This is a genomic window from Atlantibacter sp. MEI4A-1023, assembly GCF_056155425.1.
This window is the reverse complement of sequence record NZ_CM149568.1, coordinates 3,483,130-3,508,857: the sequence shown is the minus strand read 5'-3', so window position 1 is coordinate 3,508,857 and position 25,728 is coordinate 3,483,130. Positions and strand designations below refer to the sequence as shown.

The window sequence follows — 25,728 nt, the reverse complement described above, 5'->3', positions numbered from 1 at the left end:
AACCCCCTGCTTTGACTCCGCTGGTGTGAGGGGAGTTAACTTACTGCGTATTCCTTTGCTAATCGGCTGATGCCGAGGCCGTTTATCTTTTTCACTTTGATTTGTACCGGGATGCGTTCTTTCATGGCTTCGACGTGGCTGATGACGCCGATGGTTTTGCCGCTGGCGTTCAGGGCGTCCAGCGCGTCGAGGGCGATGTCCAGCGTTTCGGCGTCGAGGGTGCCGAAGCCTTCATCGAGGAACAGCGAGTCGATGCGGGTTTTGTGGCTCACCAGATCCGAGAGCGCCAGCGCCAGCGCCAGGCTGACCAGGAAGCTTTCGCCGCCGGAGAGGGTGCGGGTGTCGCGTACCGCATCCGCCTGCCAGGTATCCACCACTTCCAGCTCCAGCTCTTCGCTCAGTTTACGCTTCAGCAGGTAGCGCCCGTGCAGCCGGTTAAGCTGCTGGTTCGCCAGCCAGACCAGGTTGTCGAGGGTTAAACCCTGGGCGAACTTGCGGAATTTATCGCCTTTTTGCGAGCCGATTAAATGGTTGAGATGCGCCCAGGTCACCAGATGGGCGCTGGCGTTATCTATCTGCTGTTGCAGACCCGCGAGCCGCTCGCGGTTGTCCGTATCCTGTTTGAGTTGCTGGTTCAGTTCACCCTGGCGGGTGGCGTTTTCGCGCAGCGTCTGGCTAAGTTGCGCCAGTGTCGCCTGTAAGGCATCCAGATCTACTGCCCTATCAATCTCAGCAGGCATGGCTTGCAGATGCGCGTTCAGCGCCTGTTCCGCCTGAGCCAGCCGGGTTTGCTGTTCGTGAAGCTGGCGCTCGGTTTGGATTTTTAACGCGTTGAGGCGCTCCAGGTCCTGTGGCTCCAGCACTGCGGCAAGAAATGCAGTTTCATCAGCAAAGCGGCTTTGCGCCAGGGCTTGCTCAAACTGCTGTGACAACTGCGCTTCTCGTGCCTGCTCCTGTTTGCACTGTTCGCTGAGTGTTGCCCACTGCGCTTCCAGCGTCAGGCACTGGTTGTGACACGGCTGCCAGTGATCCAGCGGTTCGCCGGTAAAGGGGGCGGGCTGCGCGTCTTCTTCCGGCAGCACTGCCAGGATTTCATCACAGCGGATAAGCAAGTTTTGTAGGGCAAGCTGGCGGGTTTGCTGCTGTTGCCACTGTTGTGCTTCCTGCTCGCGCGCCCGCAGCCAGTCAGCTTCCTGGATCTCATCCGGCAGCGCCAGATCCAGGGCGGCAAATTGTTCGCTGAGCGCCTGGTAGCGCGCTGCCGTTTCTGCTTCATATTGCGTGATAGCCTGCTGCCTGGCGCGGGCGTCATCCGCCAGGAGCTGGTGCTGTTGCAGCAGGTAAAGCTGCTGTTCGTACTGGGTTTGGGCGTCCAGCCAGGGCTCCAGCGGCTGGCTGGCGTCCAGTGTCGCGTCCAGCGCCTGGCACAGCGCATTCCAGTCGGCATTCAGCGCCTGCGCTTTCTGGGTAATGCCTGCCGCTTCGGCGTCCAGTTCCATCAACTGCTTTTGCAGCGAGTTTTGCTGGCCGCGCAACGTCGCACCCTGTTCGCCCAGCGCCGATTTTTCCTTCTCGAGCTGTTGGTAGCGCGCCTCGCTGTCGTTCGGCTGGATAGCGTTATACGCTTCGATGGCCGGATGATGGGTAGAGCCGCATAGCGGGCAGGGCGCTTCAGGCTGGAGCCGAGCCCGCTCCGCCATCAGACCCGCGATGGTTTTTTCCAGTTCCCACACCTGGAAAGCCTTCGCCGCTTCTTCCTGTTTCACTTTATACGCCGCGCGCTTCTCAACGAGCTGACGTTCCAGATCGGCTAACTGACGGGTAATGCCCTGGCGCTGCTGGTCGAGCTGCCCGGCGCGCTGGCGTTGGGCGGCAATATCCCGGTGCAGCACAGCCAGTTTCTGGCGCTGCCCGCGCTGGGCGGCGGCGCGTTGTAGCTGGCTGTTCAGTTCTTCAGGCGTCAGCGTCAGCGTGACGGGGGCTAACAGCGCCTGTTTTTTCTTTACCTGATCCAACGCGGCACGCAGTTCGCCGAGCCGGCTGTCGTCGCGGCGGCGCTCAGCGAAGGCGGATTTCCAGCCAGCCAGTTCGTTTTGCCACTGGCCCCAGCGGTGGTGGGTTTGCATCAGCGCGGTTATCAGCTCCAGTTCCGACCGTGAATCAGCGGCGCGTTGGGCGATGGCGGCGCGGATCTGCTGGCGGCGCTGCTTTTCGCTGAGTAAGTGAGCATTAACTTCTTCGCGCTGGGTTTGCGTCCGTTGCAGCGTCTGGCGCTGGTCGCGGCGCTGCTGCCACAGCGGGCGCAGTTTCTCGGCGGGCAGGGCTTGTTCCAGCCTGGCGATATCGGCCTGTGCCGCGAGTTGTGCCTGTTGCGCCTGCGCCAGATCGGTTTGCGCCTGCTGGCAATGGCGTTCGTGCTGCGCTTTGTGGCTTAACCACTGGTGATGCTGCTGGTTGCGCTGGTACTGCGCCTGCAACGCGTGCTCTTCTGAAGTAAGCGCCTGCAAACTTTCCGCAAGCTGCTGGCGCTGCTCATCATTGAGCAACATCACGCCCTGCGCCTGGGATTGCAGTTTTTCCAGATCGATACGCGCCTGCTTATGCTGCTCAAAGACCCGCGCGGAAATCACGCCGTAAATTTCGGTGCCGGTCAGTTCTTCGAGAAGCTCTGCGCGCTCCTGGGCTTTCGCGTTCAGGAATGCGGCAAACTGCCCCTGCGAGAGCATCATCGAGCGGGTAAATCGGTCATAATCCAGCCCGGTTAATGTGGCAACGGCATCGAGCTTGTCATTCACTTTATCCGCCAGAATTTTCCCGTCGGCGCTACGGGCCAGTTCCACGCGGGGCGGCTGGAGTTTGCCGTCCGGCAGATAGCGGGCGCGATACTGGCTCCAGAACGCGCGATAGGCCACGCCTTTCACTTCAAATTCCACTTCCGCCAGACACTCGGCGGTGTCGCGGGTCATCAAATCATTCTGCGACTGGGAGATGGTGTTGAGGCGCGGCGTCTTGTGATACAGCGCCAGGCAAACGGCATCAAGCAGGGTGGTTTTCCCCGCGCCGGTTGGCCCGGTTATAGCAAACAGTCCATTGCTGGAAAACGGCTCCTGGGTAAAGTCGATTTTCCATTCACCCTTCAGGGAGTTGAGGTTCTTAAGACGCAGGCTCAAAATCTTCATGCGTTTTCCTCCTGCTGCATCGTCTCCAGGGTTTGGGCGAACAGCGTCCTCAACCTGGCGGCTTCATCCTCTTCCAGCGCTTCGCTTTGCAGGCGGCGCTCAAACACTTCCTCTACGCTGAGTTCGCTCAGGGTTTCGGTTTCCAGCCGGGCGATAGCCTGTTCTCGCTGCTCGCGGTTACGGCGCAGTAAGATCACTTCCACCGGCAGATTTTCGGTCATGGCAACGATATGGCGCTGCATATCGTGCAGGAAATCATCGCTGACAATTTCGATATCCAGCCAGGTTTTCGGCTCGGCGGGCGCGTCGCGCCACTGCTCAAGCTGCTGCTCGATTTGGGCCAGCGTGCCTTTGATCATCGCCAGCGGCTGGGTAACCGGTACTGCCAGTGGGGTGATTTTCGCCAGCGATGCGCCGGAAAACTCCACCAGATTCACCACTTTTTCACTGCCGGTTTCATCAAAACTTAATGGGATCGGCGAGCCGCAATAGCGGATATGTTCGCTCTTTGCCACCGTCTGGGCGCGATGAATATGGCCCAGGGCGATGTAATCCGCCGCCGGGAAATGGCTGGCGGGGAACGCGTCGAGGGTGCCGATGTAAATATCGCGCACCGCATCGGTTTTGGTGACGCCCAGCGCGGTTAAATGGCCGGTTGCGATAACCGGCAGCGCGCGTTCGCCACGCAGCTGGCAGGCGGCTTCAAAGCACTCCTGGTAATGACGGGTAATGGCGTCCAGCAGTTGCAGTTGTTTATCGCTGCCCGATTCGCCGGCGCGGCTTTTAGTGATGTCGCGCGGGCGTAAAAACGGGACAGGGCACAGTACCGCGCCCGGCTCGCCATTCCGTTTATTGATAATCAATGCCTGGCCTTCAGGATCACGCTGCGCGCTGGCGACCACCCGGGTATTCAGGCAGGCCAGCAGTTCGCGGGATTCGTTGAGCGTCGCAACCGAATCATGATTGCCCGCCAGGACGATTAACTCACAGCCGGTCGGCTGGAGATCCACCACGAAGCGGTTATACAGTTCACGGGCGTAGCTCGGCGGCGAACCGGTATCAAAGATATCCCCGGCGACGATAATGGCATCCACCTGCTGCTCCGCCGCCGTCTGGCGCAGCCACGTCAGGAAGGCCTGGTGCTCCGCCGCGCGGCTTTTGGTATAAAAATTTTGACCGAGATGCCAGTCTGAGGTGTGGAGGATGCGCATCGTCATTCCCTGTGGCGTAAAAGCGAAAGGGGGATTATAACCCTCCTTATACTTCACTGTCCTGACGCCAGATTTATACAGCAAACTGATGGGTCATAAGACCGTCATCTTTTTCATAAATCTGTCATAAAACTGACGCATAATGGCGCCGCATTCAGAAAATTCGACTTAATTTGACAGGGCTAATCATGGCGAGACGTATCCTGGTCGTTGAAGATGAAGCGCCAATCCGTGAGATGGTGTGCTTCGTACTCGAACAAAATGGCTTCCAGCCGGTTGAAGCGGAAGATTATGACACCGCGGTGAATCAGCTTAACGAACCCTGGCCCGACCTTATCCTGCTGGACTGGATGTTGCCGGGCGGTTCCGGGCTTCAGTTTATTAAACATCTCAAACGTGAAGCGCTGACCCGCGATATCCCGGTCATGATGCTGACCGCGCGCGGTGAAGAAGAAGACCGGGTGCGCGGGCTGGAAACCGGCGCGGACGATTACATCACCAAGCCGTTCTCCCCGAAAGAGCTGGTGGCGCGGATCAAAGCCGTGATGCGCCGCATCTCCCCGATGGCGGTGGAGGAGGTGATCGAAATGCAGGGGCTGAGCCTCGACCCCAGCTCCCACCGCGTGATGACCGGCGAAAACCCTCTCGATATGGGCCCTACCGAATTCAAACTGTTACACTTCTTTATGACCCACCCGGAGCGGGTTTACAGCCGCGAGCAGTTGCTTAATCACGTCTGGGGCACCAACGTATATGTAGAAGACCGAACCGTGGACGTGCATATCCGCCGCCTGCGTAAAGCGCTGGAGCTGAGCGGGCACGATCGTATGGTGCAAACGGTTCGCGGAACCGGCTACCGCTTCTCAAGTCGTTTTTAATCACGATAACCGGAGAGTGACGCGTGCTGGAACGGCTGTCATGGAAAAGGCTGGCCCTTGAGCTGGTGCTGTGTTGTATCCCGGCCCTGATTTTGGGGGCCATTTTTGGTTACTGGGCGTGGTTTCTGCTGCTGGCGGTCACCAGCCTGCTGGTCTGGCATTTCTGGAATTTAATGCGCCTTTCCTGGTGGATTTGGGTCGATCGCAGTATGACGCCGCCGCCGGGGCGGGGGAGTTGGGACCCGCTGCTGTACGGCCTTCATCAAATGCAGTTGCGTAACAAAAAGCGCCGCCGCGAGCTGGGCAGCCTGATCAAACGCTTTCGCAGCGGCGCGGAATCCTTGCCGGATGCGGTGATCCTCACCACCGAAGAGGGCAATATCTTCTGGTGTAACGGCCTGGCTCAGCAACTGCTGGGGCTGCGCTGGCCGGACGATAACGGTCAAAACATCCTTAACCTGCTGCGCTACCCCGAATTCACCAACTGGCTAAAGGGGCGGCAGTTTACCCGCCCGCTGAATCTTGTGCTGAATAATGGCCGCCACCTGGAATTCCGCGTTATGCCTTACAGCGAAGAACAGCTATTAATGGTGGCGCGCGACGTGACGCAAATGCACCAGTTGGAAGGCGCACGGCGTAATTTCTTCGCTAACGTCAGTCACGAATTGCGTACACCGCTGACGGTGCTCCAGGGCTATCTGGAGATGATGGACGATAAACCGCTCGAAGGCCCGCTGCGCGAGAAAGCCATCCATACCATGCGCGAGCAAACCCACCGGATGGAAGGCCTGGTCAAGCAACTGCTGACCCTGTCGAAAATCGAGGCCGCGCCCGCGCTGGTGCTGAATGAGCAAATTGACGTGCCGATGATGTTGCGGGTGGTGGAGCGCGAGGCGCAAACCTTAAGCCATAAAAGACATACGCTTACATTTGACGTCGACAGTCATTTAAAAGTGCTGGGCAATGATGAACAACTGCGCAGTGCGATATCCAACCTGGTGTATAACGCGGTCAACCATACTCCGGAAGGCACGGCGATTACCGTAACCTGGCAACGCACACCGCAGGGAGCAAAGTTTTCGGTACAGGATAACGGACCGGGAATTTCAGCGGAGCATATTCCGCGTCTTACCGAGCGTTTTTACCGGGTGGATAAAGCCCGTTCCCGCCAGACTGGCGGCAGCGGACTGGGGCTGGCGATTGTTAAGCACGCCCTCAGCCACCACGATGCGCGGCTTGAAATCGAGAGCCAGCCAGGTAAAGGCACCACCTTTAGTTTTGTGCTGCCGGAACGGCTTATCGCAAATCCTGCCCCGGTGCGGCAAATCAGCTAAACCCGCTGTAAAACTTAGTTTCCATGGGCCAGTAAACTGGCCCTTTTGCCGTTTGGTTTCCTGAACAACTGTCTTATTTTTGACGGTTGTTTGTTTTTTGTTCGCATTAAAAGCCATAACATTTTTAAGATTCTGGTATGAATATCTAACTCATTTCGCGATTGTGGAATAATCTACTGGTTTTTAGATCCCTTATTGCCTTCAAACGTTATAAGCGTTTAAATTGCGCACCTGATGTTGCCAGACTCACTGTAATTTCGTGGTAATCCAAAAAACTATTCTCCGCCACGGCATCAGGTAAGTGTTTTTCGCTGATTTATAACGAAACGACGCTATTTCGCTCAGCGCTGGCAACCTAAACGTCATTCTTTTCAACACCACATCCACAGGCAGTTAGACTTTATGACCCATCAACTGAAATCGCGTGACATCATCGCACTGGGCTTTATGACCTTTGCGCTGTTTGTAGGCGCAGGCAATATCATCTTCCCCCCTATGGTTGGCCTGCAGGCAGGCGAACACGTCTGGACGGCGGCGATTGGTTTTCTGATCACGGCGGTCGGCCTGCCTGTACTGACCGTGGTCGCGCTGGCGAAAGTCGGCGGCGGCGTGGACAGCCTGAGCACGCCGATTGGCCGTGGCGCGGGCATCCTGCTGGCGACCGTGTGCTATCTGGCCGTGGGGCCGCTGTTCGCCACCCCGCGTACCGCCACCGTTTCGTTTGAAATGGGGATTGCGCCGCTGACGGGCGCAGGCCCGATGCCGCTGTTTATCTACAGCCTGATCTATTTCGCACTGGTGATCCTGGTTTCTCTGTATCCGGGCAAACTGCTCGACACCGTGGGCAACTTCCTTGCGCCGCTGAAAATTATTGCGCTGACCATCCTGGCGGTTGCCGCTCTGCTGTGGCCAGCAGGCGATATCAGCGTAGCCACTGACGCTTACCAGCATGCGGCGTTCTCGAACGGTTTCGTTAACGGCTATCTGACCATGGATACCCTGGGCGCAATGGTATTCGGTATTGTTATCGTCAATGCCGCGCGTTCACGCGGCGTCACCGAAGCACGTCTGTTGACCCGTTATACCGTCTGGGCTGGCCTGATGGCGGGCGTGGGCTTGACCCTGCTGTACCTGGCTCTGTTCCGCCTGGGTTCAGACAGCGCAACCCTGGTCGATCAGACGGCTAACGGCGCGGCAATCCTTCACGCTTACGTGCAGCACACCTTTGGCGGCGCAGGCAGCTTCCTGCTGGCCGCGTTGATTTTCATCGCCTGTATGGTGACGGCGGTTGGCCTGACCTGTGCCTGTGCCGAATTCTTCGCGCAGTATCTACCGCTCTCGTACCGTGCGCTGGTGTTTATCCTCGGCGGCTTCTCGATGGTGGTCTCGAATCTGGGCCTGAGCCACCTGATCCAGATTTCTATTCCGGTGCTGACGGCGATTTATCCGCCGTGCATCGTGCTGGTAGTGTTGAGCTTTACCCGCGGTTGGTGGCACAATTCCACCCGCGTTATCGCACCGGCAATGTTAATCAGCCTGCTGTTGGGCCTGATTGACGGCGTGAAGGCTTCAGCGTTGGGCGACATGTTGCCTGCCTGGACGCAGAAAATGCCGCTGGCCGATCAAGGGCTGGCCTGGCTGATGCCGACGGTAGCGATGGTGGTGATTGCCGCTATTTGGGATCGCGCTACGGGGCGTCAAGTGACCTCCACCGCGCACTAAATAAAGCCGGACAGATTTTAACCACGGAGCCCCCTCCGTGGTTTTTTTATTGTGTAACCAGGTACTTAACAACATGGATAACGGGACTACGCTCAAACGCGGTTTGAGTACACGACATATTCGCTTTATGGCGCTCGGCTCGGCGATTGGCACCGGGCTTTTTTACGGCTCAGCCGACGCCATTAAAATGGCCGGTCCGAGCGTGCTGCTGGCGTATATCATTGGCGGCGTGGCGGCATACATTATTATGCGCGCGCTGGGTGAAATGTCGGTACATAACCCTGCGGCCAGCTCATTCTCCCGTTATGCCCAGGAAAACTTAGGCCCGCTGGCGGGCTACATCACTGGCTGGACCTACTGCTTCGAAATCCTGATTGTCGCCATCGCCGACGTCACCGCCTTCGGCATTTACATGGGCGTCTGGTTCCCCACCGTGCCGCACTGGGTGTGGGTGCTGAGCGTGGTGCTGATTATCTGCGCCATCAACCTGATGAGCGTCAAAGTGTTCGGCGAGATGGAGTTCTGGTTCTCATTCTTTAAAGTCGCCACCATTATCATCATGATTGCCGCCGGTATCGGCATCATTATCTGGGGCATCGGCAACGGCGGCCAGCCTACCGGCATCAATAATCTGTGGAGCCACGGCGGTTTCTTCGCCAATGGCTGGATTGGCACCGTGATGGCGTTGCAGATGGTGATGTTCGCCTACGGCGGCATCGAAATTATTGGTATCACCGCAGGCGAAGCCAAAGATCCGGAGAAGTCGATTCCGCGCGCCATCAACTCGGTTCCGCTGCGTATTCTGGTGTTCTACGTGGGTACGCTGTTTGTGATTATGTCTATTTATCCGTGGAACCAGGTCGGCACCAACGGCAGCCCGTTCGTTCTGACCTTCCAGCATATGGGCATCACCTTTGCTGCCGGTATTCTTAACTTTGTGGTGATCACCGCTTCGCTGTCAGCGATTAACAGCGACGTGTTTGGCGTTGGCCGTATGCTGCACGGCATGGCGGATCAGGGCAGCGCGCCGAAAGTCTTCGCCAAAACCTCGCGCAACGGCGTGCCGTGGGTGACCGTGATGGTGATGACCGCCGCGCTGCTGCTGGCGGTGTATCTCAACTACATCATGCCGGAAAACGTGTTCCTGGTGATTGCCTCGCTGGCGACCTTCGCCACCGTGTGGGTGTGGATCATGATTCTGCTGTCGCAGATCGGGTTCCGCCGCCGCTTATCCCCGGAAGAGATCAAGGCGCTGAAATTTAAAGTGCCGGGCGGTGTCGCCACCACGATTGTTGGCCTGATTTTCCTGGTGTTTATTATCGGCCTGATTGGTTATCACCCGGATACCCGCATCTCGCTCTATGTCGGTTTCGCGTGGATTGTCCTGCTGCTGGTGGGTTGGGTGTTTAAACGCCGCCACGACGCGCGCACCCGTATTACCGCATAATGCCTTCCATCCCCGCCGCCTGGCGGGGATGCTGTTTTCGCTCTACGCTCAGTGTCTCCACCTGTTAACTCCTCCCCCAAATAAAAGCAAAATGAGGAAGGCGGCTTGCCGCTGATATGGCATGGTGGCGTCAAAAATTGACCGAGGGGAAATACGATGTTGCAAGCCTGGCACCTTCCGGTGGCACCTTTTATCAAGCAGAACGCGCAGCGGCTGACCATCACGCTGTGGCTTTCCGGGGACGATTTGCCGCAGCGGGTGACGCTGCGCGCGGAGCGCGATAACGAAGAGACTTCCATTCCCATGACGCGCGTGCGCAAAGCGCCGCAGGAAGGCGTGACCGCCTGGCGGGCGACTATTGCGCTGGATGAAGGGCAGCCGCGCCGCCGCTACAGTTTTAAACTGCTGTGGCCCAGCCGCCAGCGCTGGTTTACGCCGCAGGGGTTTAACGATTTTCCGCCCGCGCGCCTTGAGCAGTTCGCGGTGGATGCACCGGATCATGGGCCCAACTGGGTGGCGGACCAGATATTTTATCAAATCTTCCCTGACCGTTTCGCCCGTAGCCTGCCGCGTGAGGCCGGGCAGGATAATGTTTACTATCATCACGCCGCTCACCGCGACATCATTCTGCGCGACTGGGACGAACCGGTGACTGCCGAGGCGGGCGGCTCGACGTTTTACGGCGGGGATCTGGACGGCATCAGCGAAAAACTGCCGTGGTTGCAAAAGCTTGGCGTCACGGCACTGTATCTCAACCCGGTGTTTACCGCGCCCAGCGTCCATAAATATGACACCCAGGACTACCGCCACGTCGACCCGCAGTTCGGCGGCGACCACGCGTTACTGCGCCTGCGCGATAACACCCGCCGTGCCGGGATGCGGTTGGTGCTGGACGGCGTGTTTAACCACAGCGGCGACTCCCATCCGTGGTTTGACCGGCATAACGCCGCCACTGGCGGGGCATGCCATAACCCGGAATCAGCATACCGCGACTGGTACAGTTTTTCTGAAGATGGACAGGCGCTGGACTGGCTGGGCTACCCGAGCCTGCCGAAACTGGATTATCAGTCATCAACGCTTATCGACGAGATCTACCAGGGTGAAGACAGCGTGGTGCGCCACTGGCTGCGCGAGCCCTGGGGCATGGACGGCTGGCGGCTGGACGTGGTGCATATGCTGGGCGAAGCGGGCGGGGCGCAGAATAACCTCCAGCACGTGCGCGGCATTACCCAGGCGGCGAAAGAGGTCAACCCCGAGGCCTACATCGTGGGCGAACATTTTGGCGATGCCCGCCAGTGGTTGCAGGCCGATGCGGAAGACGCGGCGATGAATTACCGTGGCTTTACGATACCGCTGTGGGGTTTTTTAGCGAATACCGATATCTCTTACGATCCACAGCACATTGACGCCGAAATCTGCATTCGCTGGATGGAGCAGTACCGCGCCGGGCTTTCCCATCAGCAGCAGTTGCGGATGTTTAACCAGCTCGACAGCCACGATACCGCGCGTTTCAAAACGCTACTGGGTAAGGACGTTGCCCGCCTGCCGCTGGGCGTGGTGTGGCTGTTTTGCTGGCCCGGCGTTCCCTGCATCTATTACGGCGATGAAGTGGGGCTGGACGGCAATAACGATCCGTTTTGCCGTAAACCCTATCCGTGGGACGCCGAAAAGCAGGATCGCGACCTATTCGCGCTGTATCAGCGCCTGGCGCGGCTGCGTAAACAGCTTCGCGCATTACGCTACGGCGGCTGCAATGTGCTATACGCTAAAGGGGATGTGGTGGTGTTTATGCGCTTGTGGCAGCAGCAAAAAGTGCTGGTTGCCATTAACCGGGGCGATGACACGTGTGTCGAGTTACCCTGGTCGCCGTTACTGGCACAGACCGGGTGGCGGCAGGATGAAGGGAAGGCGCAATTTACCGATCAATCATTAATCATGCCAGCGGTTTCCTTCGGGATCTGGCGAAACGGTTAACGGTAATTTAAGAAACGCCAGTCTATCTCCTGAGCGCGCTTTTTGAAAAAATAGGCGGCAATCGCGTATGCCGATAACAAGGGAACGGGCATGGATGGACTGGTGTTTTGGGCTGGGCTGATACTTTTTCTGGTGCTGGTGGTCGCTCCGATTATGTCGGTGATGGCCTGGCGCAGAAGTAACGCCGCGATGGATGAACTCACGCGGCTGCGCCAGCGCGTGAACGAGCTTGAATCGAGGTTGACTGCTGCGCCGCCGACCGTTGCTGTGGTGGAAACGCCGCAAACTGCGACGGAACCTGAGCCGCAACGTACCTTAGAGGACGAGATCGTCGCCCGCGTCCAGCGTTATGGGCAGAAATCCGCCGCCGGGAATGCGCAGGCTACGGATACTTCTTCGCCCTGGCAACGCTCTGCGGCGTCGGTTGCTGACGCGCGCGCGGAGCCTGAACCTGTTCCGGTGGCCTCCGCACCCGTTCAGGATATTCCTCCCTCACAGTTCAGCGGCATGCTCAGTTCACTGGTGCGCTGGTTTATGCAGGGCAATCCGCTGGCGAAACTGGGCGTGCTGCTGCTGTTTCTCGGTCTGGCCTACCTGTTCCGCTATACCGTCGAGCGCGACATGTTCCCGCTGGAGCTGCGCCTGATGGCAGCGGCGGCAGGCTCAATGGGGCTGCTTTTCTTCGGCTTTAAACTGCGCCATAAACAACCGCTGTACGGCCTGATATTGCAGGGTGGGGCGACTGGCGCACTGTATCTCACCGTCTTCGGTGCTTTCCGGCTGTGGCAAATGCTGCCAATGACCCTGGCATTTGGTCTGCTACTGTTGATTTGCGCAGCCAGCGTTGGGCTGGCGGTGCTGCAAAAGGCGCTCAGCCTGGCGATGCTCGCCAGCATCGGCGGTTACCTCGCGCCAATCCTGCTTTCTACCGGTTCCGGCAATCACATCGCGCTGTTTTCGTTTTATCTGCTGCTCTCGGTGGGCATTCTGGCGATTAGCTGGTGGCAGCACTGGCGGGTGCTCAATCTGCTGGGTATGGCGTTTACCTTTGGTGTCGCCGGGCTGTGGGGGATGAACGGCTATCGACCGGAAATTTATCTCAGCAGCCAGCTATTCCTGATTGCCAATATTCTGCTGTTTGGCGTGCTGTGCGTCGGGCTGTCGCTGCGCGCGCAGCAGAGTAAGGAAAAAATCATCGACGGCGTGTTGCTGTTCGCGCCGCCGCTGATCGGTTTTGGCATGCAGTACGCCATCGCCCGCCATTTCGAATACGGCCCGGCGCTGTCGGCGCTGGGCTTTGGGCTGGTCTATCTGGTGCTGGGTTGGTTGGTGCTACGCCGTTATCCGGGGCAGGGGAAAATCCTGGTGCTGGCCGCGCTGGCGCTGGGCGGCGCGTTCACTACCCTGGCGATCCCGCTGGCGCTGTCGGCGCGCTGGACGGCAATGGCCTGGGCGCTGGAAGGGCTGGGTATTGTGTGGCTTGGCCTCCAGCAGCGCCAGTTGCGGATGAGCTATAGCGGCACGGGATTACTGGTGTTGGCGCTGGGTAGCGCGATTTACGCGCTTTCGCAGCACCTGACGCCGTTGTCGATAATAGTGATTTTCGGCGTACTCAGCGCCGCCTGGCTGATGGCGGCGTGGCTATGGCGCGCCCACCAGCGGTTTATCAGCCACGCCTTACTGGCGGGCGGGATTGCTTTCTGGATCGTAGCGCTGATCGGTCTGGCGGATGCCGTCAACCGTTCACTGGATCTCGCGGTTATGGTACTGGCGCTGCTCTGCGCGTCGGTATGGGCGTGGCGAGCCGCTAGCCAGCGTCTTAACTGGCGTGAAATGGGCTATGCCCAGTGGCTGCTGTGGCCGGGTATCCTGCTGGCGATCCTGTTCAGCCTCATGCACGGCGACCATTTGCTGAGTGCCGGATGGACGGGGATTATCTGGGTACTGGCGTTCGCCTGCGCGGGCTTGCTGCTGTACAAGGACGGCGAGCCGCTCATAGCGCGGCTGTCTCAGGCCGCGCATATTGCGCTGTTCTGGCTTCTGTTGCTGGTCGCCGGGCTGGAAATTTTCTGGTTTATTGATGGCTTGCCCTGGGGCTCTGACGAATGGCAGGCGGGCATCGTGATGGCGAGCGCGGGGATCGTTATCCTGCTGGTACACGGCGCGATCCGCCGCGATCTGTGGCCGGTGCGCGTCTGGTCTCAGTTATACGCCAGCATCGGCATCGCACCGCTGATCGCGCTGGAATTCGGCATGTTGGTTTTCAGTAACCTGCTGGATGGCGTGATGTTCAACTGGCAATGGCTGCCGCTGGTTAACCCGCTGGAAATCGGCGCGGGTTATGGGCTGCTGGCGCTGTACGTCGCTGCTCGCTACCTTGAGACGCATCATCTGCCCGGCTGGGACAAGGTTTCGCAGGGCGTACCGCGGGTTATCGCCGGGCTGGCATTCTGGTGGGCGAATGGCCTGTTGCTGCGCATTCTGGCCGCCTGGGGTGACGTAGCCTGGCAACCTGATGCGCTGTGGTCATCACGCCTGATCCAGACGACCTTCGCGCTATTCTGGATGCTGATCGCCCTGGTGGTGATGGTTAAAGCAACCCGTTCCGCCAGCCGCAACACCTGGATGGCGGGCGCGGCACTGCTTGGCGTGGTGATTATCAAACTGATGTTAGTCGACAGCGCAGGCGGCGGCGGGCTGGCGCGCGCCATCGCGTTTATTGGCGTGGCGGTGCTGGTATTGATTGTCGGATATTTTTCACCGCTGCCCCCGAAAGCAGCGGTTAACAAGGCGGAACCGGAATGAAGGGATTACTAAACGTTATCGTCATGGCTGCCCTGTGGCTGCCAATGGCGGGATTCGCAGAAGAAACGGCCGCCGATGCGCCGCAGGATTACGCATGGGGGATGCATCTGGAGAACGAAGGGGCGTCACCGTTCTGGCAAATCGCGCTACCGACCCAGGTCTATGAGCAAACTGTCTGGCCTGATTTGCGCGACGTGCGGGTGTTTAACAGTAAAGGCGAGGCCGTACCGTTCGCGCTGACGCCGCAACGCCAGCCGCAGAGTGCGCCGAAGCCGGTCGCGTTGAAAGTCTTCCCGCTGGATATCAAACACGTTAAACAGGAAGGGCAGAACAGCCTGACGGTAAAAATGCCCGGCGGTGCTGAAGTGCATCTGGCGGGCGACGATGTGACCCGCATTAGCCAAAGCTTCCTGATGACCCTGCCCGACGGGCTTAAAACGCCGTTGCCGGTGGCGCAACTGCGGCTCAACTGGCCGAAACCGGCGCAAAACTGGCAGGCAAAGGTCGATCTGTATTACAGCGAAGATTTGAAAAGCTGGTACAGGCTGGCCGAAGATTCGCCCTTAATGGATCTGACTTCCGGGAACGACCAGTTGAAACTCAACACGCTTTCGTCCAGCGTCACGCTCTCTGAAGAAAACTATCGTTATCTGCTGATGACTGTCTCGGATGCACCACAACCGCTGACGCTGCAAAGCGTGGAAGCTCTCGCGCCAGCGGATGATTTCAGTAATGCTTACGTTTATCTAACGGCCCATAAAGAAAGCGGTACGGCCAGCGAGGCGGTATTTAGCTGGGCCAACCCACAGCCGCTGGCGGGCCTGGTAATCACTGCCGGGAATGAAAGCCCGGTACTGCCGGTGGAAATTGACTATCGCCAGCGTGCAGATGGCGACTGGCAACCCCTGGCGAAAACTGTGCTGTACCGGATCAACGAGGCGCAGTCGGACCCCACTATGCTGAACGGCGAGCAGGTTCAGGCTATCCGGGTAAAAGGCATTAATGCCAGCTGGGGAGATACGCCGCCGGAAGTTCAGGGCCTACGCGCCAGCCAGGCGCTGGTGTTTATTCCGCAAGGAACGGGGCCGTTTATACTGGCGTGGGGCAACAAGGCCGCTAAACCGCGGGCGATGGCGCTGGATATGGTGATCCCTGAAAAACTGCGCGGGCAATACACGCTGGATACTCTGCCGGTTGCCACTGAAGCCGACACCGTCACGCTGGGCGGCGAGGCGCGGTTAACGGCAGTTGATCCGGCGGAGCGCCGTAGCCAGTGGATGACGCTACTGATCTGGGGTGTGCTGGTGATTGGCGTGTTAGCGCTGCTGGGCGTCGCGTACCGGCTATGGCGGGAAGTGAAAAACAAACCCTGATGCCATAAAAAAAGGCCCGCAAGCGGGCCTTTTCTTTGAAGTCGTTATTACAGCTTAGCGACGTTCTCGCTCAGGTATTTCGCCACGCCGTCCGGAGACGCGTTCATACCTTCTTTGCCTTTTTCCCACTGAGCCGGGCACACATCGCCGTGCTCTTCGTGGAACTGCAGCGCATCAACCATACGCAGCATTTCATCAATGTTACGGCCCAGTGGCAGATCGTTAACCACCTGGTGGCGAACCACGCCGTTTTTGTCGATCAGGAAGGAGCCACGCAGCGCAACGCCTGCATCCGGGTGCTCAATGCCGTAAGCCTGCTGGATTTCACGTTTGATATCGGCAACCATCGCGTACTGAACCGGGCCAATACCGCCTTTATCAACCGGCGTGTTACGCCATGCGTTGTGAACGAATTCAGAGTCGAAAGAAACGCCAACCACTTCTACGCCGCGCTTCTGGAATTCTGCGTAACGTTTGTCGAATGCGATCAGTTCAGACGGGCATACGAAGGTGAAGTCCATCGGCCAGAAGAACAGTACGGTTGCTTTACCGTCGATGTGTTTTTTAAAGTTGAAGTTTTCAACGATTTCGCCACTTCCCAGAACGGCTGCAGCGGTAAAATCCGGTGCCTGACGAGTTACCAGTACCATGAGGACTCCTTGGTGTTATTTAAGGTGAGTAGAACGCAACGCGGGCCAGTATAGAGAGTTCACGCAGGTTCACAAAGATGAATAAACCGATTATTCAGATAGGTTTTACCTATCAATAATTAAATTTACTGTGTGCAGCCCACAAGAATAGCCCTTTTTTGAAAAAGGGCAATATTTACCTTAAGAGGTTGTGAGGACTATAAGGTTTTCTGTTGCGCCATGCTCATCATGCGCGGATAGAACTGCCAGAACCGCTGTTCCAGTTCATCATAATTGGCGTCCAGGTCGACCCAGCTCAGTTGCAGCGCGGAAAGTTTTGGTCTACGGCTGGCCATGCCGTTCAGCACGTTGCCAATAAACGCCATATCGCTGTAGCGCTCAAGCCAGCGTTCAGACCACAGGTACTGGTTAAGGTTGATAAAACGCGGCGGCGTAAGCGGCAGATGCTGGCCGATTTCGCGCTGGGCCTGGGCGACAAAGCGCGGGAGTTCGAGCTCGGGGGAGAGCCTGTCCCAATGGCGTGAGACAAAATGATCCCACATCACATCCAGCGCAATGGGCGCGACGCGGCGGGTTTCCGGACGAAACCATGTTTTTGCTTCCAGCACTTCCGGCAGGCTATCCGTCAACACATCTACCCGGCGGTGCATATAAATCCCGGCCACCACGTCGGTGGCGTAGTCGCCCGAGGGATCGCCGCGCACAAAGTCGGCCAGCAAATTGCCCAGCAGCGAGCTATCAGAGAGCCGGGCGAGATGAAGATGGGCGAGAAAATTCATGTATTGTCCCAATAGAAGCGTTAACAAGGTGAACGGGTTGCAGCTAAAGCGCCCCGGCACTAGACTATAGCGCCTGTTTTTTCGAGCTGGATTAACAGACCATTTTACTTGCTGGTGAGCGAAAGCGCCTGTTAACGCGCAAAACTCGCCGAGCTTTGACAAAAACTCCTGTTAAGCAGGCTCTACGTTTTAGTGTGAATTGCCATGCGCGTTGCCGATTTTTCCTTTGAATTACCTGAATCCCTGATTGCTCATTATCCGCTGCCAGGCCGGAGTTCCTGCCGTTTGCTGTCGCTCGACGGTCCAAGCGGTGCGCTGACGCATGGCACTTTCACCGATCTGCTGGAAAAGCTCAACCCGGGCGACCTGCTGGTATTCAACAATACCCGGGTGATCCCGGCGCGGATGTTTGGCCGTAAAGCCAGTGGCGGCAAGATTGAAGTGCTGGTGGAGCGCATGCTGGATGACAAGCGCGTGCTGGCCCACGTGCGCGCCTCGAAAGCGCCGAAGCCGGGCGCGGAACTGCTGCTGGGCGAAGACGAAAACGTTAAAGCCACCATGACGGCGCGCCACGATGCGCTGTTCGAAATTGAATTTGATGATTCACGCGCTGTGCTGGATATCCTCAACGACATCGGCCATATGCCGCTGCCGCCGTATATCGACCGCCCGGATGAAGAATCCGACCGTGAACTGTACCAGACGGTCTACAGCGCCAAACCGGGCGCGGTGGCGGCACCTACCGCCGGGCTACATTTTGATGAGCCGTTACTGGAAAAACTGCGCCAGAAGGGCGTGGAGATGGCGTTTGTCACGCTGCACGTCGGCGCAGGGACGTTCCAGCCGGTGCGGGTCGACAGCATTGAAGACCACATCATGCACTCTGAATATGCCGAAGTGCCGGAGGATGTGGTAGACGCGGTACTGGCCTGTAAAGCGCGCGGCAACCGGGTGATCGCGGTAGGCACCACCTCGGTGCGTTCGCTGGAAAGCGCAGCCCAGGCAGCGAAAAACGATCTGATCGAACCGTTCTTTGATGATACCCAAATCTTTATCTATCCGGGCTACCAGTACAAAGTCATCGACGCGCTGGTGACCAATTTCCACCTGCCAGAATCGACGCTGATTATGCTGGTGTCGGCCTTTGCCGGGTATCGCCACACCATGAATGCCTACCAGCAGGCGGTAAATGCGCAATATCGCTTTTTTAGTTACGGGGATGCGATGTTTATCACGTACAATCCGTCGGCTATCACCGAGCAAATCGGGCAAGACCAATAATCTATTACCAAATAACGCCTTAACCGGGCGTTATTGATTTTCAGCGTGGGGCGAACTCCGCGCTGTTAGCACAATCATCAGACTGTCTCTCTGATGCAGGAGAAAACATGAACTTTGAATTACAGACCACCGATGGTCGCGCCCGTCGCGGTCGGCTGGTGTTTGAACGCGGCGTGGTTGAAACGCCCGCGTTTATGCCCGTCGGCACCTACGGCACCGTAAAAGGCATGACGCCGGAAGAAGTTGAAGCCACCGGCGCGCAGATTATCTTAGGCAACACCTTCCACCTGTGGCTGCGTCCCGGCCAGGAAATCATGAAGCTGCACGGCGATCTGCATGATTTTATGCAATGGAAAGGCCCCATCCTTACCGATTCCGGCGGATTCCAGGTCTTTAGCCTTGGCGATATTCGCAAAATTACCGAACAGGGCGTTCACTTCCGTAACCCGATTAACGGCGATCCGATTTTCCTCGACCCGGAAAAATCCATGGAAATTCAGTACGATCTCGGTTCCGACATCGTAATGATTTTCGATGAGTGCACGCCGTATCCTGCCGACTGGGATTACGCCAAACGCTCGATGGAAATGTCGCTGCGCTGGGCGAAGCGCAGCCGCGATCGCTTTGATTCTCTGGGCAATAAAAACGCGCTGTTCGGGATTATCCAGGGCAGCGTTTACGAAGATTTACGTGATATCTCCGTCAAAGGGCTAGTCGAGATTGGCTTTGATGGCTACGCTGTCGGCGGTTTGGCTGTGGGCGAACCGAAAGAGGACATGCATCGCATCCTCGAACACGTTTGCCCGCAGATCCCGGCAGATAAACCACGATACCTGATGGGCGTAGGTAAACCGGAAGATTTGGTGGAAGGGGTGCGTCGCGGTATCGATATGTTCGATTGCGTTATGCCAACGCGTAACGCCCGTAACGGTCACCTTTTCGTCACCAATGGCGTGGTGAAGATCCGTAATGCGAAGTACAAAAGCGACACATCGTCGCTGGATGAAGAGTGCGATTGCTACACCTGTCGCAATTATTCACGTGCTTACTTGCATCATCTCGATCGTTGCAACGAAATACTGGGTGCGCGTCTCAATACCATTCATAATCTTCGCTACTATCAGCGCTTAATGGCTGGTTTACGCAAGGCTATCGAAGAGGGTAAATTAGAGCACTTCGTTGCAGATTTTTACCAACGCCAGGATAGACCGGTTCCACCTTTGAATATTGATTAATTAAATAATGAGGGAATTTTAATGAGCTTTTTCATTTCTGATGCGGTAGCGGCAACAGGTGCTCCGGCGCAGGGCAGCCCGATGTCACTGATTCTGATGCTGGTGGTGTTTGGTCTGATTTTCTATTTCATGATCCTGCGCCCGCAGCAAAAGCGCACCAAAGAACATAAAAACCTGATGAACTCCATCGCAAAAGGCGATGAAGTGCTGACTAACGGCGGTCTGGTTGGTCGTGTGACCAAAGTAGCGGAAAGCGGCTATATCGCTATCGCTCTGAACGACACCACTGAAGTAGTTATTAAGCGTGACTTCGTCGCAGCCGTCCTGCCGAAAGGCACCATGAAGGCGCTGTAATCTTTCGTTTTCCCAAAGGGAACTGCCGTGTTAAACCGTTATCCTTTGTGGAAGTACATCATGCTGGTCGTCGTTATTGTCGTCGGCCTGCTTTATGCCCTTCCCAACCTGTATGGTGAGGATCCGGCTGTTCAGATCACTGGCGCGCGCGGCGTCGCCGCCAGTGAGCAAACGCTGAATCAGGTCCAGAACACCTTAAATCAACAAAAAATCACCGCGAAGTCTGTGGCGCTGGAGCAAGGCAGTATTCTTGCCCGCTTTGATTCCACCGATACCCAATTACGCGCGCGCGAAGCGCTGATGGACGTATTGGGCGATAACTACGTGGTGGCCCTTAACCTCGCGCCGGCAACGCCGCGCTGGTTAACGTCTATTAATGCTGAGCCGATGAAGCTGGGTCTCGACCTGCGCGGCGGCGTTCACTTCCTGATGGAAGTGGATATGGATACTGCGCTGGGCAAGCTCCAGGAGCAGAACATGGACAGCCTGCGTAGCGATCTGCGCGAAAAAGGCATCGCGTACACCAACGTACGTAAAGCCGATAACTACGGTTTGAATATCGTCTTTCGCGACAGCAATGCGCGTAACGAAGCGATTTCTTATCTCTCGCCGCGCCATCGCGATCTGGTGATTTCCAGCCAGGGTGATAATACGCTGCGTGCGGTGATGACCGACGAACGTCTGAAAGAAGCGCGTGAATATGCGGTACAGCAGAACATCAACATTCTGCGTAACCGTGTAAACCAACTGGGTGTGGCGGAACCGCTGGTTCAACGCCAGGGCGCTGACCGTATCGTGGTCGAGCTGCCGGGTATCCAGGACACCGCGCGCGCCAAAGAAATTCTGGGTGCGACGGCAACGCTGGAATTCCGTCTGGTTAATACCAACGTCGATCCCGCCGCTGTGTCGGCAGGCCGCGTTCCGGGTGATTCCGAAGTCAAACAGACCCGTGAAGGGCAGCCGGTTGTGCTGTTCAAACGCGTGATCTTAACCGGCGACCATATCACCGACTCGACGTCCAGTACCGATGAATACAACCAGCCTCAGGTGAATATTTCACTGGATAGCGCGGGCGGTAACATCATGTCGAATTTCACCAAGGACAACATCGGCAAGCCGATGGCGACCCTGTTTGTGGAATACAAAGACAGCGGTAAAAAAGACGCGAATGGCCGTGCGATTCTGGCTAAGCAGGAAGAAGTGATCAACGTGGCGAACATTCAGTCGCGTCTGGGCAATAGCTTCCGCATCACCGGTATCAACAACCCGAACGAAGCGCGCCAGCTTTCGCTGCTGCTGCGTGCCGGTGCGTTGATTGCGCCGATTCAGATTGTTGAAGAGCGCACCATCGGCCCGACGCTGGGTATGCAGAACATCACCCAGGGTCTGGAAGCGTGTCTGGCGGGCCTGGCGGTCTCCATCCTGTTCATGATCGTCTTCTATAAGAAGTTTGGCCTGATTGCCACCACGGCGCTGATTGCCAACCTGGTGCTGATCGTCGGGATTATGTCCCTGCTGCCAGGGGCGACGCTCACCATGCCGGGTATTGCGGGTATCGTGTTAACCCTTGCGGTCGCGGTGGACGCCAACGTACTGATCAACGAACGTATCAAGGAAGAGTTGAGCAACGGGCGTTCAGTCCAGCAGGCGATCGACGAAGGTTACAAAGGCGCGTTCAGTTCCATCTTCGATGCGAACGTGACCACGCTGATTAAAGTGTTGATCCTGTACGCAGTGGGTACCGGGGCGATTAAAGGCTTTGCAATTACCACCGGCATTGGCGTGGCGACTTCGATGTTTACCGCAATCGTCGGTACTCGTGCCATCGTGAACCTGCTGTACGGCGGCAAACGCATCAAGAAGCTGTCTATTTGAGGAGTGCGTTGTGGCACAGGATTATACTGTTGAACAATTGAACCACGGCCGTAGAGTCTATGACTTTATGCGCTGGGATTACTGGGCCTTCGGCATCTCTGGTCTGCTGCTTATCGCGTCGATTATTATCATTGGCGTGAAGGGCTTTAACTGGGGTCTCGATTTCACCGGCGGTACGGTCATTGAAATTTCGCTGGAAAAACCGGCGGATATGGATCTGATGCGTGAATCGCTGGTGAAAGCGGGCTTTGAGGATCCGCTGCTGCAAAACTTCGGCAGCAGCCGTGACATCATGGTGCGTATGCCGCCTGCGGAAGGCGCAACCGGCGGCCAGGTTCTGGGTAGCAAAGTGGTCAGCGTGATTAACGACGCTACCAGCCAGAACGCCGTGGTGAAGCGTATTGAGTTCGTCGGCCCGAGCGTGGGCGCGGAACTGGCGCAAACCGGCGCGATGGCGCTGCTGGTCGCGCTGCTCTCCATTCTCGTTTACGTCGGGTTCCGCTTTGAGTGGCGTCTCGCGGCGGGTGTGGTTATCGCGCTGGCGCACGACGTGGTAATCACCATGGGCGTGCTGTCGCTGTTCCATATTGAAGTGGACCTGACGATTGTTGCGTCGCTGATGTCGGTTATCGGCTACTCGCTGAACGACAGCATCGTGGTATCTGACCGTATTCGTGAAAACTTCCGCAAGATCCGTCGCGGTACGCCTTACGAAATCTTTAACGTGTCATTGACCCAGACGCTGCACCGTACCTTGATCACCTCCGGTACCACCCTGGTGGTGATCCTGATGCTGTACCTGTTTGGCGGCACCATGCTGCAGGGCTTCTCCCTGACCATGCTGATCGGTGTGTCTATCGGTACTGCGTCGTCTATCTACGTGGCGTCCGCGCTGGCGTTGAAACTGGGTATGAAGCGCGAGCATCTGATCCAGCAGAAAGTGGAGAAAGAGGGCGCTGACCAGCCTTCGATTCTGCCTTAATGTGTAAAGCGTGAATCAAATCCCGGCCAGCTGGCCGGGATTTTTTTTGCCTGTTTGCAGCGCTTTGTTTACTGTGGATCGGCCAGGATCATAAGACCTGATTACACGGAGCGCTTTGCAATGACCGAACCACGCCGCATCGTTGTCAAAAATATCCCCCAGCCGGACTGCTGGCAGGCCGTACCGTCCGTTACCCTGACGGATGCCACGCTGAAATTACGTAAAGCCAGGGTGCTTGAACGCATGGCGCAACTTTCGCTGGACACGCTAATCGTCTATGCCGATAAAGAGCACGGCGCGAATTTCGAATACCTGACCGGGTTTATCCCGCGCTTTGAAGAGGCGCTGCTGGTGTTGCATCAGGATGGCGAAGCGGTACTGGTTCTGGGCAATGAAAACCTCAAGCTGGCCGCCCACGCCAGGCTGGCAAACCGCGTGGTGCCTGCACCGTGGTTCTCGTTGCCCAACCAGCCGATGACCAACACGACGCCGCTGCCGGAAACCCTGCGTTTAACGGGCCTGGCAGAGAAAAAACGCATCGGCGTGGCGGGCTGGAAGCTGTTTACCAGCGATCACGATGACAATACTCAACTCTTTGATTTACCGTCGTTTATTGTTGATTCGCTGCGCGCAGCGGTAACGCCCGATTGCATTCTGACCAACGCCACCGGCGTGTTTATCTCCCCGGCCAACGGGGCGCGCATCGTGAACAACGCCAATGAACTCGCGCACTATGAATACGGCACAAACCTCGCCTCAACGGCAATTCTTAGCGCGCTTAATGCCATCGAGCCGGGTAAGACCGAAAAGCAGATCGGCGCGCTACTGGCGGCGGAAGGGCAGGCCAACAACGTAATTATGATTGCCGCTACCGGGGACCGCTTTGACAGCGCCAACCTTTACCCCAGTGACAAAGTGATTCAGCGTGGTGATAAATTTTCCCTAACCACCAGCTACAAAGGGGGGCTAAGCAGCCGCGCCGCCTATGTGGTCGCGAATCAAACCGAGCTGACACCTGCGGTTGCAGACTATCTCGACGTGGTGGCAATCCCTTATTATCGCGCGGTAGTAGGCTGGCTTGAGCGGATGCGCGTCGGGGTTACCGGTGGGGAAATCTACCAGCTGATCGAAACGCTACTGCCAAAAAACGAGTACCACTGGCACCTGAATCCCGGGCATTTAGTGGCGGATGAAGAGTGGATGTGTTCACCGATTACGCCTGATTCAACCATCGCGTTAGCCAGCGGTATGCTGTTGCAGATTGACATTATCCCGTCGCGGGCAGGGTACGCGGGAGCCAGCATTGAAGATACCGTGGCGCTTGCCGATGCGGCGCTGCGTGAAGAGTTAGCAAGGGATTACCCGGCGGTGTGGGCGCGCATTATCGCACGGCGCGATTACATTCAACGTTATCTGGGGATTCAGCTTTCTGAGGATGTTTTGCCGTTATCCAATACCGTCGGGTATTTGCGCCCGTGGCTGCTGGATAAAACCTTAGCGTTAAGCTGCGCAGAGTGAAGGAACGCCGGTCATCGTATGACCGGCGTAACAATTTAGAAGTTGTAACCCACAACCAGATAGCCACCCCAACCGGTGGATTTCACGTTGAACGGGCCGTTGCCGAAGTTCAGCTCCGCGTCATCCGCCCACTGGCCGCCGTTGTGCCAGTAACGCGCTACAACCGCATAGTGGAAGTGATCGTAGTTCAGCGACAGGATGTGGCTGGACGCAATCGAGTTGTTGGTACGGGCTTTGTTGCCGTTCAGGTCGCGGAAATCTTTGTCACCCAGTTCGGAACCCCAGTCAAAGTTGGTGAAGCCGATATAGTTCAGGTTGCCGCCCCACAGCGGGGTGATCGGCACAAAGTATTTCACTTTGAAACGGTAGCCGTCCCATTCGTTTTCGTTCGCTGCGCCGTAGTTCTGCCACTGGTATTTGGCATACACGTTCATGGACAGGCTCATCGGCAGGCCGGTTTCGATATCGGTGCCTAAACCCATATACCAGGTGCTCTGGCGACCAGACGCGTTGCGGCCCATGTCGTAGATATAGTTGTTAGCGAAATACCACTCTTTAAACGGACCAAACGCCAGGCTGGTGTCGGTCAGTTTGTCGATAGAGAAACGCGGTTCGATTTCCATAAACAGCGGAGAACCGTGGTTCCAGATACCACGTGCATTGCTGTCGCCACCGAAGAAACGCGGCGCATCCACATAGCCGTAGAAATCGAACCAGTCTTTTTTGGCGAACGCTTCGTATTCCAGATAGGTGTCGTTACGCAACTGCGGTCCGAAACGGGTGTGATAACTGCCCACCACGTTGACGCTCTGATGCCACCAGTCAGAGAGGTATTCAGGTTTATTGGTTTCTTCCGCGCTGGAAGAGAAAGAAGCGGAAAGCGCCAGTGCCGCACCGGCAGCTAAAACAATTTTTTTCATGGTTATTGCCACTTTTAGATGAAATCCCCAACGGGAGATAAGGTATGTCGAGCTCTCCCAACGGCCTGAAGGGGAGATGTTATTCTGGTCACTATTATAGAAATCATTGCTCACAAAAATATGTGTTGTTTCACATTCCTGTCTTATGCGTAAACGATTGCGTTCACGTTTATACACATTCAGCAATAGGATTCTATCCGAACATAGAAGC

Annotated in this window: 18 protein-coding genes; 13 read left to right on the top strand and 5 right to left on the bottom strand. The window is 56.9% G+C overall.

From position 1 onward, the window contains the following. Positions 1–35 precede the first annotated feature (35 nt). Both sbcC and sbcD read right to left on the bottom strand, forming a co-directional pair. Positions 36–3,179, bottom strand: coding sequence for an exonuclease subunit SbcC (gene sbcC, locus ACVV26_RS16650; RefSeq protein ID WP_474798324.1), 3,144 nt, complete (start codon positions 3,177–3,179; stop codon positions 36–38). Beyond that, a complete protein-coding gene (sbcD, locus tag ACVV26_RS16645) occupies positions 3,176–4,390 on the bottom strand; it encodes an exonuclease subunit SbcD (RefSeq protein ID WP_474798323.1) in 1,215 nt (404 codons plus the stop codon). Before sbcD ends, sbcC begins: the two co-directional genes overlap by 4 nt. 188 nt (positions 4,391–4,578) lie before the next feature. On the opposite strand from sbcD, the gene phoB reads away from it, so the two are divergent. The 7 genes from phoB to ACVV26_RS16610 all read left to right on the top strand — a co-directional run bounded on the left by phoB (position 4,579) and on the right by ACVV26_RS16610 (position 15,923). Continuing rightward, positions 4,579–5,268 carry a phosphate response regulator transcription factor PhoB gene (phoB, locus tag ACVV26_RS16640; RefSeq protein WP_002437058.1) on the top strand — a complete coding sequence of 230 codons (690 nt, stop codon included), beginning with the start codon at positions 4,579–4,581 and terminating at the stop codon, positions 5,266–5,268. A gap of 23 nt (positions 5,269–5,291) precedes the next feature. Continuing rightward, positions 5,292–6,602 (top strand): phosphate regulon sensor histidine kinase PhoR, encoded by a 1,311-nt coding sequence (gene phoR, locus ACVV26_RS16635; RefSeq protein ID WP_474798321.1) that lies wholly within the window; start codon positions 5,292–5,294, stop codon positions 6,600–6,602. Positions 6,603–7,004: 402 nt separating this feature from the next. Continuing rightward, on the top strand, positions 7,005–8,324 hold the full coding sequence (gene brnQ, locus ACVV26_RS16630; protein WP_474798320.1) for a branched-chain amino acid transporter carrier protein BrnQ: 1,320 nt from the start codon (positions 7,005–7,007) through the stop codon (positions 8,322–8,324). A 73-nt stretch (positions 8,325–8,397) separates the two neighbouring features. Beyond that, positions 8,398–9,771 carry a proline-specific permease ProY gene (gene proY / locus ACVV26_RS16625; protein ID WP_474798319.1) on the top strand — a complete coding sequence of 458 codons (1,374 nt, stop codon included), beginning with the start codon at positions 8,398–8,400 and terminating at the stop codon, positions 9,769–9,771. A 156-nt stretch (positions 9,772–9,927) separates the two neighbouring features. Continuing rightward, entirely contained in the window at positions 9,928–11,745 is a 1,818-nt protein-coding gene (gene malZ, locus ACVV26_RS16620) for a maltodextrin glucosidase (protein ID WP_474798318.1), read from the top strand. 90 nt (positions 11,746–11,835) lie between these two features. Next, positions 11,836–14,550, top strand: coding sequence for a DUF2339 domain-containing protein (locus ACVV26_RS16615; protein ID WP_474798317.1), 2,715 nt, complete (start codon positions 11,836–11,838; stop codon positions 14,548–14,550). After that, positions 14,547–15,923, top strand: a complete 1,377-nt coding sequence (locus ACVV26_RS16610; RefSeq protein ID WP_474798316.1) for a DUF3999 domain-containing protein — start codon at positions 14,547–14,549, stop codon at positions 15,921–15,923. Before ACVV26_RS16615 ends, ACVV26_RS16610 begins: the two co-directional genes overlap by 4 nt. Before the next feature lie 47 nt (positions 15,924–15,970). On the opposite strand, the gene ACVV26_RS16605 is transcribed toward ACVV26_RS16610, so the two are convergent. Next, positions 15,971–16,573: a peroxiredoxin C gene (locus tag ACVV26_RS16605; protein ID WP_312985585.1), complete on the bottom strand. Its 603-nt coding sequence runs from the start codon at positions 16,571–16,573 to the stop codon at positions 15,971–15,973. Positions 16,574–16,770: 197 nt separating this feature from the next. Continuing rightward, positions 16,771–17,352 carry an ACP phosphodiesterase gene (gene acpH, locus ACVV26_RS16600; RefSeq protein WP_474798314.1) on the bottom strand — a complete coding sequence of 194 codons (582 nt, stop codon included), beginning with the start codon at positions 17,350–17,352 and terminating at the stop codon, positions 16,771–16,773. A gap of 204 nt (positions 17,353–17,556) precedes the next feature. On the opposite strand from acpH, the gene queA reads away from it, so the two are divergent. From queA to ACVV26_RS16570, 6 genes are all read left to right on the top strand, one after another. Further along, on the top strand, positions 17,557–18,633 hold the full coding sequence (gene queA, locus ACVV26_RS16595; RefSeq protein ID WP_474798313.1) for a tRNA preQ1(34) S-adenosylmethionine ribosyltransferase-isomerase QueA: 1,077 nt from the start codon (positions 17,557–17,559) through the stop codon (positions 18,631–18,633). Positions 18,634–18,740: 107 nt separating this feature from the next. Beyond that, entirely contained in the window at positions 18,741–19,868 is a 1,128-nt protein-coding gene (gene tgt / locus ACVV26_RS16590; RefSeq protein WP_474798312.1) for a tRNA guanosine(34) transglycosylase Tgt, read from the top strand. A 21-nt stretch (positions 19,869–19,889) separates the two neighbouring features. Beyond that, positions 19,890–20,222 (top strand): preprotein translocase subunit YajC, encoded by a 333-nt coding sequence (gene yajC / locus ACVV26_RS16585; protein WP_003021544.1) that lies wholly within the window; start codon positions 19,890–19,892, stop codon positions 20,220–20,222. 27 nt (positions 20,223–20,249) lie between these two features. Continuing rightward, on the top strand, positions 20,250–22,097 hold the full coding sequence (secD, locus tag ACVV26_RS16580) for a protein translocase subunit SecD (protein WP_474798311.1): 1,848 nt from the start codon (positions 20,250–20,252) through the stop codon (positions 22,095–22,097). Between the two features lie 10 nt (positions 22,098–22,107). After that, entirely contained in the window at positions 22,108–23,079 is a 972-nt protein-coding gene (gene secF, locus ACVV26_RS16575; protein ID WP_183171429.1) for a protein translocase subunit SecF, read from the top strand. A 120-nt stretch (positions 23,080–23,199) separates the two neighbouring features. Continuing rightward, complete coding sequence (locus ACVV26_RS16570; RefSeq protein WP_474798310.1) at positions 23,200–24,597, top strand: M24 family metallopeptidase; 1,398 nt, start codon at positions 23,200–23,202, stop codon at positions 24,595–24,597. Positions 24,598–24,632: 35 nt separating this feature from the next. Here the strand turns inward: ACVV26_RS16570 and ACVV26_RS16565 are convergent, their stop codons facing one another. Next, positions 24,633–25,517: a nucleoside-specific channel-forming protein Tsx gene (locus ACVV26_RS16565; protein WP_312985592.1), complete on the bottom strand. Its 885-nt coding sequence runs from the start codon at positions 25,515–25,517 to the stop codon at positions 24,633–24,635. Positions 25,518–25,728 lie beyond the last annotated feature (211 nt).